The following is an 11,120-nucleotide window of genomic DNA, read 5'->3' on the forward strand; positions in this document are numbered from 1 at the left end:
TTCCTCACAAAAAATTCGGCTGCACCCGGCCAAAAGTGTGGTAGCCCTTCGGGCAGGCCATACGGAGATGACACAAGCAAGAAGCCCGGGTTGGGTGGTGACCCGGCGGGGCCCCGCGAATCGGGCGGGGGGCTGCGATCGGGGTGGGGGGCTGCGATCGGGGTGGGGCCCCGCGAGTGGGTGCGGGGCCCCTGTTGGTGTCAGAGTTTGACCGGGTAGTGGGGCTCCGGGATGACGGGGCGGATTCGGCCTTCGATGAAGATGCCGTGCCAGATCATGAAGACCAGCAGTGCCCAGATGCGGCGGCTGTTGTCGGCCACGCCCGAGCGGTGTTCCTCGATGACGCGCAGGACCGCGTTCTTGTCGATGTACTGGTCGGTCTGGCTCTTGTGGACGTGGTCCACCGCCCAGTCGTGCATCTCGTCCTTCAGCCAGTGCCGGATCGGGACCGGGAAGCCCAGCTTGCGGCGGTTGAGGACGTGGGGCGGGACGATGTCGCGGATCGCCCGGCGCAGGGCGTGCTTCGTCGTCTCCTTCGTCAGCTTCAGCTCCGACGGGACCTGCGAGGCGATGCGGAAGACCTCCGGGTCCAGGAACGGCACGCGCAGTTCCAGGGAGTTGGCCATCGTCATCTTGTCGGCCTTGACCAGGATGTCGCCGCGCAACCAGGTGAACAGGTCCACGTGCTGCATGCGGGTCACCGGGTCCCAGCCCTGGCTCTCGCGGTACGGCTGGGCCGTCACGTCCTGGTGCGACACGTTCGGGTCGTAGGAGCGCAGGACCTGGCGAAGCTGGTCGTCCAGGAAGATGCGGGCGTTGCCGTAGTAGCGCTCCTCCAGGGTCAGCGCGCCCCGGCGCAGCAGGTCCTTGCCGCGCACGCCCTGGGGGATCTTGGTCGAGACCTTGCCCATGGCCTTGCGCAGGGCGCCCGGCACCTTCTCGAACGGGGCCAGCGACAGCGGCTCGCGGTAGATCGTGTAGCCGCCGAACAGCTCGTCCGCGCCCTCACCCGACAGGACGACCTTCACGTGCTCGCGGGCCTCGCGGGCGATGAACCACAGCGGGACCAGCGCCGGGTCGGCCACCGGGTCGTCCAGGTACCACGTGATGAGCGGCAGGGCGTCCATCATCTCCTGCGCCGTCACGGCCTTGACCACGTGCTTCACGCCGATCGCCGCCGCCGACTCGGCCGCCACGTCGATCTCCGAGTAACCCGAGCGCTCGAAGCCGGTGGTGAAGGTGATGAGGTCCGGGTTGTGCTCCTTGGCCAGGGCCGCGACCACGGTCGAGTCGATGCCGCCGGACAGGAACGAGCCGACCGTCACGTCCGCGCGCATGTGCTTGGCGACGGAGTCGCGCAGCGCCTCGGTGATCTCGTCGTACAGCCGGTTCGCGTCGGCGTCGCCGTGCACGGCGCGCGGGCGGAACGTGGCCGGGAAGTACCGCTCGACCACGGGCTTGCCGCCGGGCGTGACGGTGAACGACGTGCCGGACTCGATGCGGTGGATCTGGGTGTGCAGCGACTCCGGCTCCGGCACGTACTGCAGGATCAGGTAGTGCTGGAGGGCCTTGCGGTCCAGCTCGGGGCGGATGCCGAGGGTCTGGGTCAGCTCCAGCAGCGACTTCTTCTCGCTGGAGAACGCCACGCCGCCGGGGCCGGTCGCGTAGTACAGCGGCTTGATGCCGAACGGGTCGCGCGCGCCGAAGACCACCTTGCGCTGGTTGTCCCAGATCAGGAACGCGAACATGCCGCGCAGCTTCGCCACGGCCGCCGGGCCCCAGTGGTGGTAGGCGGCGACGATGGTCTCGGTGTCGCCGTCGGTGGCGAACGCCGTGCCGAACTCCTTGGTCAGCTCGGCGCGCAGCTCCAGGTAGTTGTAGATTTCGCCGTTGAAGTTGATGGTGTAGCGACCCGGCGCCTCCGGCGGGCCCCAGTGCAGGGGCTGGTGGGAGTGCTCGATGTCGATGATGGCGAGCCGGTTGAAGCCGAAGACGACCTCGCCGCCCTGCCAGGTGCCCGTCTCGTCAGGGCCGCGGTGGCGCTGGCAGCGCATCGCGTGCGCCACTGCCGAGCGCGCCTGCTCCGCTTCGTTCTCGCCAGGGCAAACCAGTCCAAGCAGGCCGCACACGCCGTCGCACCTTTCGTGGGGTGTGGAGAAGCTCCCAGTATGCCGGGGTGCCTTTGTGTGACCGAAACTGCACCGGTCGGGGGCTCCCCCCGAGGGGTGGGACCCACCGTGCTGAGCTACGCTCCCGCATGATCCGGCAAGGGGCGTTGTCTCATCCCTGCCTGTGTCTGATGCCGTCTCCTGTGGCGGCGGTGAGCTTTCAACGAGGAGGCGGCGAGCAGTGGGCCTGAAGGAGGGCACCAGGGCAGCGCGGCTGGCCAAGGTCGTCGGGCTGGTCGGCCTGGTCGGCGTCGGGGCCACGGGTTGCTCCACGGAAGAGGTGCTGCGCTTCGGCTGGCCGGTGGCCGTGACGCCGCAGGCGGAGCGGATGCGCGAGCTGTGGACCTGGTCGGTCATCGCCGCGCTCGCGGTCGGTGTGATCGTCTGGGGGCTGATCCTCTGGTCGGTGGCGTTCCACCGCAAGAAGAGCGAGGAGCTGCCCCGCCAGGTTGCCTACAACCTGCCGCTGGAGCTGGTGCTCATCGTCGTTCCGACGGTCATCGTCGCGGTGCTCTTCTACTTCACCGCGGTCACCCAGAACTACGTCACGAAGAAGTCCGACAACCCGGACGTGACGGTCGACGTGATCGCGTTCCAGTGGAACTGGGAGTTCCGCTACCCGGACTACAAGACCGACCGCGACAACACCCCGGTGAGCACCGTCGGCACGTCCGGCGAGATCCCGCTGCTGGTGGTCCCGGCGGACCGGTCCATCCGGTTCAACCTGGAGTCCACCGACGTCATCCACTCGTTCTTCGTGCCGGAGTTCCACTTCAAGCGGGACGTCTTCCCGGACCCGAAGAAGAACAACCAGGACAACGCGTTCGAGATCACCAAGATCGACCGCCCGGGTTCGTTCGTGGGCCGCTGCGCCGAGCTGTGCGGCGTGTACCACGCGGTGATGAACTTCGAGGTCCGCGCCCTGGAACCGGCCCTGTTCGACCGCTACATGTCGCTGCGCGAGAAGAACAACCCGAAGACGGGTCAGCCCTACAGCGCCGCCGAGGCGCTGACCGAGCTGAACTGCGGCGAGCTGTGCACGCCGTACGCGGTCACGACCAAGCCCTTCGACACCGACCGGACCGTCCGCGAGGCGTCCGGCGGCGGGAAGTAGGAGGACGCTGCGATGAAGGTCGAAGCCCGCATTTTTGACTTGGTGATGGCGTTCTCGTTCCTGATGGCCGTCGTGTACGGCTACTGGACGTGGGCCGACACGGGCGCCGTCGAGCCGACCGGCACGGTCGCGCTGGCGCTGACCGGTGGCCTGGCGCTCATCGTCGGCACGTACTTCCGCTTCGTGGCGCGTCGCATCGAGGTGCGGCCGGAGGACAACGCGGACGCCGAGGTGTCCGACGGCGCCGGTGAGCTGGGCTTCTTCAGCCCGGGGTCGTACTGGCCGGTGGGCTTGGCGGCGGCGGCCGCCGTGTCCGGTGTGGCGGTCGCGTTCTGGCACGTGTGGCTGCTGGTGATCGGCATCGTGCTGGTGCTGATCATGGTGGGCGGCCTGGTCTTCGAGTACCACACCGGTCCGAACCACGACTGACCTGCGCTGACGCTGAGAAGGGCCGCCTCCCGGGTTCGGGGGGCGGCCCTTTCGCGTTGCGGGGTGGCGCTGCGTTTGCGGGGTGACGCTGCGTGCGCGGGTGCGCGGGTGCGCGGGTGGGGCGGTGGGGGACGGGCGGCGGGGTTCCCCGTCCGCCCGGGTTCCGTCTCGCGTCAGGCGGCGTCGAGGCCGGCTTCCTGGCTGGCCGACTTCTGGTAGCTGTCGACGTACTCCTGCTCCGACAGCTCCAGGATCCGGTACACGATCTCGTCGGTCACCGAGCGCAGCACCGGCAGCGACTCCTGCATCCCCGCGTACCGCGAGAAGTCCAGCTGCTCGCCGAACCGGATGGTCACCGGGCGGATGCGAGGCAGTTTCGCGTCCACCGGCTGGACCTTGTCCGTCCCGATGATGCCCACCGGCACGACCGGCGCGCCGGACTCCAGGGCCATCCGCGCCACGCCGGTGCGCCCGCGGTGCAGGCGGCCGTCCAGGGAGCGCGTGCCCTCGGGGTAGATGGCGAACGCGTCGCCGCGGGCCAGGATCGTCGCCACGGTGTCCAGCGACGCCCGCGCCGCCCTACCGACACCCCGCTGTACCGGAACGTGCCCCAGCGAGCCGAAGAAGTACCGGGAAAGCCGTCCCTTGACGCCCTTGCCCACGAAGTACTGCGCCTTCGCGAGGAAGTACACCCGGCGCGGCACGACCATCGGGATCACGATGCTGTCGATGAACGACAGGTGGTTGGACGCCAGGATCACCGGCCCGTCCGCCGGGATGTTCTCCAGACCCTCGACCCGGGGCCGCCACACCAGCCTCGCCGTGGGCGCGACGACCCGCCTCATCACCGTGTAGAGCATGGGAACAGCATCCCCCGTCGAAGTTACCGCCGGGTCAAAAAGGTGGCTGAGAACTCAGGATTCCGCCAGTCGAACCTTCAGCTCGGTGGACCGCGCCGCCCACCGCCGCAGCAGGTCGGCCGCCGCGCCGGAGTCCACCGCCGACGCCGCCCGGGCCAGCCCCGCCCGCAGGTCCGCGTGCAGGTCGCCGCTGAACCCGGAGTGCGCCGCCACGGCGCCGGCCGCGTTGAGCAGCACCGCGTCCCGCACCGGCCCCGGCTTGCCGCCCACCAGCTCGCGCACGACCTCGGCGTTGACCGCCGCGTCGCCGCCCTTCAGGTCCTCCGGGGTGGCCACCGCGATGCCCAGCTCAGCCGGGTCGATCCGGTCCTCGCGCACCGCCCCGTCCGACACGACCCACACGGTCGTGGTCGTCGTGGTGGTGATCTCGTCCAGGCCGTCGTCGCCGCGCACGACCAGCGCCGTGCCGCCGCGCCGCGCGAACACGCCCGCCATCAGCGGGGCCGCGGCGGCCCGCGCGCAGCCGATCAGGCCGACCGCCGGCTGGGCCGGGTTGGTCAGCGGCCCGAGCAGGTTGAACGACGTCGGGATGCCCAGCTCGCGCCGGGGCCCCAGGGTGTGCCGGAACGCCGGGTGGAACACCGGCGCGAAGCAGAACCCGACCCCCAGCTCCTCGACGGTCGTCCGCACGCCCAGCGGCGGCAGGTCGATCGCCACGCCCAGGGCCTCCAGCACGTCCGCCGTGCCGCACTTGGACGACGCCGCCCGGTTGCCGTGCTTGACCACGGGCACGCCCGCGGCGGCGGCCACCAGGGTCGCCATGGTGGAGATGTTCACCGAGCCGGAGCTGTCGCCGCCCGTGCCGACGATGTCGGCCGCGCGCCCCTCGACGGTGAACCGGCGGGCGTGCTTGAGCATCGCCGCCGCCAGGCCGTCGACCTCCTCCGGCGTCTCGCCCTTGGCCCGCAGGGCCACCGCGAACGCGCCGATCTGGGCCGGGGTCGCCGCGCCGGACATGATCTGGTCCATCGCCCAGCCGGTGTCCTGCTCGCCGAGGTCCACCCGGTCGATGAGCCGGTTGAGCAGCAGCGGCCAGGTCCGGTCCCCCACCGGGGTCACCCCCGGACCGCGGGCACGCCCGTGGACCGCAGCACCTCGGCGACGGTCTCGGCGGCGGCCAGCGGGTCGAGCGGGTGGACGATGACGGCGTCCGCCTGCGACCACGTGGCCAGCCACCGGTCGTCCTTGCGGCGGACCGCGACGACGATCGGCGGGCAGTCGGTGATCTCGTTCTTGAGCTGGCGGGACAGGCCCATGCCGCCGGTCGGCTGCGCCTCGCCGTCCAGGATCGCCAGGTCGATGCCGCCGTTGTCCATCTCGTAGAGGACGTCGGCCACGCCGCCCGCCTCGACGTACTCGACGCGCGGCAGGTCGGGCGCGGGACGGCGGCCCACCGCGGTGATGATCGTCTCACGCACCTCGGGGCGGTGGCTGAACACCAGGATCCTGGTCGTCTGCGTGCTCATCTGCGCGATCCTCCGGCGGGTCGGGTGCCAGGTGGAAGGTGATGTTATCCGCCCCACTCAGGCGGACCCCTGCGGGACCTGGAGAGCGTCCCAACCGATCCAGTCGCCGCCCAGCCGCTGCGCCAGGCTCGCCATCCGCGACCGCTCCTGCGCGCACGACAGCGCGGTCAGCACCTGCACGCGCAGGGCGTGGGAAACCTCACCGGGAACCAACGTCCAGCCGTCCGGCGCGAGCAGCTCGCGGGCGCGTTCGACCTGGTCAGGGGGCAGGGTGAGGTGGTGGCGCAGCACCGCCGGGTCAGCCGTCCGGAGGTCGGGTGATCGGGCGAGCACGGCCGAGTCTGCCTCCGCGACGTCGAACGCCTCGGCGACCACCACCAGCCCCGGTGAATCGATCTCCAGTGCGGGTTCGCCCTTGCGGGACAAGCGATCACGCAACCGGCCCAGCAATCCCATGGCGTCCCTCACCGACCGTGTGACCCAGATGACCACTGCTCCTGCCCCGGACCCGATGGGCGGGGCGAAAACCTGCAAGCAATAATGCGTCGTGTGACAACGGCAGCGCCCTCCATCGGCCCGCGCGTGCACTCGCTGAACCGCCCGAACATGGTCAGCGTGGGCACGATCGTCTGGCTGTCCAGTGAACTGATGTTCTTCGCCGGCCTCTTCGCCATGTTCTTCACGGTGAAGGCCCAGAACGAAGGACCGTGGCCCCCCGCGCCGACGCACCTCAACGTGCCGTACGCGCTGTTCTTCACGATCATCCTGGTGGCCTCGTCGTTCACCTGCCAGTGGGGCGTGTTCGCCGCCGAGCGCGGTGACGTGTTCGGTCTGCGCCGGTGGTACCTGGTCACGTTGATCATGGGCGCGATCTTCGTGGCGGGCCAGGCGGGGGAGTACATCAACCTCGTCCACGAGGGCACCACGATCCCCGGCTCGGCGTACGGCACGGTCTTCTACCTGACGACCGGCTTCCACGGCCTCCACGTGATCGGCGGTCTGATCGCGTTCGGCTACCTGCTGGTCCGCACGAAGCTGAGCAAGTTCACCCCGGCCCAGGCGACCTCCGCGATCGTCGTGTCGTACTACTGGCACTTCGTCGACGTGGTCTGGATCGGCTTGTTCGCCGTCATCTACATCGTGCCCTGACCAGGCTCGCACCACCGACGAGCAGCACGAACCCCGAACTCACACCAGCAAGGGTTGCCGCACACATGACCACCAACACCACACGGGCCCGGAAGCGCGGCACCAAGCTGCGCCGGCGGATCTCGGGCCTCCTCGCCCTGGGCTTCGCGCTGCTGTCCGCGGGCTTCCTGTTCAGCGCGCTGGCACCGCAGCCGCAGACCGCGCAGGCGCAGGACGACCCGGCCCAGGTGCGGCTGGGCGAGCAGCTCTACAACAACACCTGCATCTCCTGCCACGGCAAGAACCTGGACGGCGTCGAGGACCGCGGCCCCAGCCTGATCGGCGTGGGCGAGGCGGCCGTGTACTTCCAGGTCTCCTCCGGGCGCATGCCGATGGCCCGCCAGGAGGCGCAGGCCCAGCGCAAGCCCGCCGTGTTCACGGCGGAGGAGATCGACGCCATCGGCGCGTTCATCCAGACCCGCGGCGGCGGCCCGGAGACCCCCGCGGAGCGCGGTGAGGCGCTGCGCGGCGAGAACTCCGCCCGCGGCGGCGAGCTGTTCCGGCTCAACTGCGCGGCGTGCCACAACTTCACCGGTCGCGGCGGGGCGCTGTCGTCCGGCAAGTTCGCACCCGTCCTGGACGGCGTGACCGAGGAGCAGCTCTACACGGCGATGCTCACCGGTCCGCAGAACATGCCGAAGTTCTCCGACCGGCAGCTCACGCCGGAGGAGAAGAAGGACATCATCGCGTACATCAAGTCGGTGACCGACGGGAACAACAACCCCGGCGGCGCCCCCCTCGGCGGCTTCGGGCCGGTTTCGGAGGGTCTGATCGCGTTCATCGTGGGTATCGCCGCCCTGATCGGCGTGACCCTCTGGATCGGAGCCAAGGCATGAGCGGCGAGAAGCCGAACGACCTGCCGAGCGAGGCGGAGCTCGCCGGCATGAGCAGGGACGAGCTGGTCAAGCTCGGCACGAAGCTGGACGGCGTCGAGCTGGTCCACTACGAGGACCGGTGGCCGGTCAAGGGCACCCGGGCCGAGCGCCGGGCCGAGCGGCTGGTCGCCCTGTGGTTCATCATCGCCGCGCTGGGCGGCCTGGCGTTCCTCGCCGCGTTCCTGTTCTGGCCGTGGCGCTACGAGGCGCCCAACACCGAGCACCACTTCCTCTACAGCCTCTACACGCCGGTCATCGGCCTGACCCTGGGCATCGCGATCCTGGGCCTGGGCGTCGGCGCGCTGCTCTACACGAAGAAGTTCATCCCCGAGGAGCTGGCGGTCCAGCAGCGCGGCGACGGCGGCTCGTCGGAGGTCGACAAGGCCACCATCGTCGCCTCGCTGGCCGACGCGGGCGAGCGCTCCACCCTCGGCCGCCGGTCGCTGATCAAGCGGACCGCGGGCCTGGGCGCGGGCGTCATGGGCCTGGGCGTGCTGGCGCTGCCGCTGGGCAGCCTCATCCGCAACCCGCACGCCGACAGCGAGACCAAGGAATCGCTGTGGCACACCGGCTGGAAGTCGGAGAACGGCGAGAAGGTCTACCTGCGCCGCCACACCGGCAACTTCCACGAGGTGGCCCTCATCCGGCCCGAGGACCTCGACGCCGGCGGTTTCGAAACAGTGTTCCCGTTCCGCGAGTCGGAGCGGAACGACGAGCACGCCCTGGTCGCGGCCCTGAAGCGGGCCGACAACCCGGTCATGCTGATCCGCCTGCGCCCCGGCCAGTCGGTGGTCAAGCGGGACGGCCAGGAGGACTTCAACTACGGGGACTTCTACGCGTACTCGAAGATCTGCACCCACCTGGGCTGCCCGACCTCGCTGTACGAGCAGCAGACCGGTCTGCTGCTGTGCCCGTGCCACCAGTCGCAGTTCGACGTCTTCCACTACGGCAAGCCCCGGTTCGGCCCGGCGACCCGTGCCCTGCCCCAGCTTCCGATCACGGTGGACGAGGACGGATACTTGATTGCCCGCAGCGACTTCACCGAGGCTGTGGGTCCGGCGTTCTGGGAGCGTAAGTCATGAGCGGCATCACCACGCCGACAAAGCGGCAGAACGCCGCCGCCCGCGCGGCGGGTGGTGCGGCGAAGTGGGCGGACGACCGGTTCCACATGGCCAAGGGCCTGCGGCACCAGATGAACAAGGTCTTCCCGACGCACTGGTCGTTCCTGCTCGGCGAGATCGCGCTTTACAGCTTCATCGTCCTGCTGCTGTCGGGCACGTACCTCACGCTGTTCTTCGACCCCTCCATGGAGGAGGTCGTCTACGAGGGCGCCTTCGTCAACCTCCAGGGCATCGAGATGTCCCGGGCGTTCGAGTCGACCCTGGAGATCTCGTTCGAGGTCCGCGGCGGCCTGTTCGTGCGCCAGGTGCACCACTGGGCGGCGCTGCTGTTCATGGCCGCGATCGTCGTGCACATGTTCCGGATCTTCTTCACCGGCGCCTTCCGGCGTCCGCGTGAGGTCAACTGGGTCATCGGCATCGTGCTGTTCATGCTCGGCGCGATCGAGGGCTTCCTCGGCTACTCGCTGCCCGACGACCTGCTCTCCGGCACCGGCCTGCGGGTCATGGCGGCCCTGCTGATCTCGTTCCCGGTCATCGGCACCTGGCTGAACTGGCTGCTGTTCGGCGGCGAGTTCCCCGGCACCGAGGTCATCCCGAGGCTGTACTCGCTGCACATCCTGCTGATCCCGGCCATCATCCTGGCCCTGGTCGCGGTGCACCTGGGCCTGGTCTGGTACCAGAAGCACACCCAGTTCCCGGGGGTGGGCCGCAAGGAGACCAACGTCGTGGGCGTCCGGATCATGCCGGTGTTCGCGGCCAAGGGCGGCGGCTTCTTCGCCATCGTCGTCGCGGTCACCGCGATCATGGGCGGCATCTTCCAGATCAACCCGGTGTGGAACTTTGGCCCGTACAACCCGGCGCAGGTCTCGGCGGGTTCGCAGCCCGACTGGTACATGGGCTGGACCGACGGCCTGGTCCGCATCTGGCCGGCGTGGGAGCTCTACCTGGGCGACTACACGGTGCCCGCGCCGTTCTGGCCGTTCATGCTGGGCCTGCCGCTGCTGACCGGCATCGCGGCGGTGTACCCGTGGATCGAGCGCAAGATGACCAAGGACTACGCGCACCACAACCTGCTGCAGCGCCCCCGCGACGTGCCGGTCCGGACGTCGCTGGGCATGATGGCGATCTCGTACTTCATGGTGCTGCTGGTCATGGGCGCGAACGACATCTTCGCCTACCAGTTCGACATCTCGCTGAACGCGACGACGTGGATGGGCCGCATCGGCCTGCTGGTGATCCCGCCGATCACGTACTTCATCACCTACCGGATCTGCATCGGCTTGCAGCGCGGCGACCGGGAAGTGCTGGAGCACGGCGTGGAGACGGGCATCATCAAGCGCCTGCCGCACGGCGAGTTCATCGAGGTCCACCAGCCCCTGGGCCCGGTCGACGACCACGGCCACCCGCTGGAACTGGCCTACCAGGGCGCCCCGGTGCCCAAGAAGATGAACAAGCTGGGCTCGGCCGGCCACCCGGTCCCGGGCAGCTTCCTGACCCCGGACTCGCCGGAGGAAACCGCGGCCCTGGCCCGAGCCCGCGGCGAGAACGGCGGCCCGAAGGACGCCCTGACGGCGGAGAACAAGCCGTCGAGCGAACTGGCCGGGAAGCCCTCGCAGCCGGAGGACTGAGCAAGGACACAGTGGAAGGCCCCGCACCACCCGGTGCGGGGCCTTCCGCTTTCGAGCGCGCAGCGCCTGCTTTCCGAGCGCGCAGCGTCTGGCTTCTGGGCGCGCAGCGCCTGATTTTTCGGGCGCGCAGCGCCCCCGCTTTTGGGCTTTTCCGTCCTCCCCGTATGGCCTGCCCGAAGGGCTACCACACTTTCCCGGGGTTGGGCCAAAA

General features: G+C 69.6%; 11 protein-coding genes. 6 read left to right on the forward strand and 5 right to left on the reverse strand.

Annotated elements, in window-relative coordinates; translation table 11 throughout:
• Nucleotides 1-200: 200 nt before the first annotated feature.
• On the reverse strand, nt 201-2,129 hold the full coding sequence (gene asnB / locus AB0A74_RS41335) for an asparagine synthase (glutamine-hydrolyzing) (RefSeq protein ID WP_358258505.1): 1,929 nt from the start codon (nt 2,127-2,129) through the stop codon (nt 201-203).
• Between the two features lie 220 nt (nt 2,130-2,349).
• On the opposite strand from asnB, the gene coxB reads away from it, so the two are divergent.
• Nucleotides 2,350-3,282 (forward strand): cytochrome c oxidase subunit II, encoded by a 933-nt coding sequence (gene coxB, locus AB0A74_RS41340; protein ID WP_358258507.1) that lies wholly within the window; start codon nt 2,350-2,352, stop codon nt 3,280-3,282.
• Between the two features lie 12 nt (nt 3,283-3,294).
• Nucleotides 3,295-3,711, forward strand: a complete 417-nt coding sequence (locus AB0A74_RS41345; protein WP_309112934.1) for a cytochrome c oxidase subunit 4 — start codon at nt 3,295-3,297, stop codon at nt 3,709-3,711.
• Nucleotides 3,712-3,884: 173 nt separating this feature from the next.
• On the opposite strand, the gene AB0A74_RS41350 is transcribed toward AB0A74_RS41345, so the two are convergent.
• From AB0A74_RS41350 to AB0A74_RS41365, 4 genes are read right to left on the reverse strand one after another with little or no spacing between them, the layout of a single operon-like run.
• Complete coding sequence (locus AB0A74_RS41350; RefSeq protein ID WP_358258509.1) at nt 3,885-4,571, reverse strand: lysophospholipid acyltransferase family protein; 687 nt, start codon at nt 4,569-4,571, stop codon at nt 3,885-3,887.
• Between the two features lie 54 nt (nt 4,572-4,625).
• Nucleotides 4,626-5,681 carry an anthranilate phosphoribosyltransferase gene (gene trpD / locus AB0A74_RS41355; protein WP_358258511.1) on the reverse strand — a complete coding sequence of 352 codons (1,056 nt, stop codon included), beginning with the start codon at nt 5,679-5,681 and terminating at the stop codon, nt 4,626-4,628.
• 5 nt (nt 5,682-5,686) lie between these two features.
• Entirely contained in the window at nt 5,687-6,097 is a 411-nt protein-coding gene (locus tag AB0A74_RS41360) for a hypothetical protein (RefSeq protein ID WP_358258513.1), read from the reverse strand.
• 57 nt (nt 6,098-6,154) lie between these two features.
• Entirely contained in the window at nt 6,155-6,553 is a 399-nt protein-coding gene (locus tag AB0A74_RS41365) for a hypothetical protein (RefSeq protein ID WP_358258515.1), read from the reverse strand.
• An 84-nt stretch (nt 6,554-6,637) separates the two neighbouring features.
• Between AB0A74_RS41365 and AB0A74_RS41370 the strand changes: the two genes are divergently transcribed.
• From AB0A74_RS41370 to AB0A74_RS41385, 4 genes are all read left to right on the forward strand, one after another.
• Nucleotides 6,638-7,246 (forward strand): heme-copper oxidase subunit III, encoded by a 609-nt coding sequence (locus tag AB0A74_RS41370; protein ID WP_358258517.1) that lies wholly within the window; start codon nt 6,638-6,640, stop codon nt 7,244-7,246.
• Between the two features lie 65 nt (nt 7,247-7,311).
• Nucleotides 7,312-8,121, forward strand: coding sequence for a cytochrome c (locus tag AB0A74_RS41375; protein WP_358258518.1), 810 nt, complete (start codon nt 7,312-7,314; stop codon nt 8,119-8,121).
• On the forward strand, nt 8,118-9,242 hold the full coding sequence (locus AB0A74_RS41380; protein ID WP_358258520.1) for a ubiquinol-cytochrome c reductase iron-sulfur subunit: 1,125 nt from the start codon (nt 8,118-8,120) through the stop codon (nt 9,240-9,242). Before AB0A74_RS41375 ends, AB0A74_RS41380 begins: the two co-directional genes overlap by 4 nt.
• The gene (locus AB0A74_RS41385; RefSeq protein ID WP_358258522.1) at nt 9,239-10,909 is read left to right on the forward strand and encodes a cytochrome bc complex cytochrome b subunit; all 1,671 of its coding nucleotides are present in this window, start codon (nt 9,239-9,241) and stop codon (nt 10,907-10,909) included. Before AB0A74_RS41380 ends, AB0A74_RS41385 begins: the two co-directional genes overlap by 4 nt.
• Nucleotides 10,910-11,120 lie beyond the last annotated feature (211 nt).

Origin of the sequence: Saccharothrix sp. NPDC042600 (genome assembly GCF_040647305.1) — a bacterium.
Lineage (GTDB): Bacteria > Actinomycetota > Actinomycetes > Mycobacteriales > Pseudonocardiaceae > Actinosynnema > Actinosynnema mutabilis.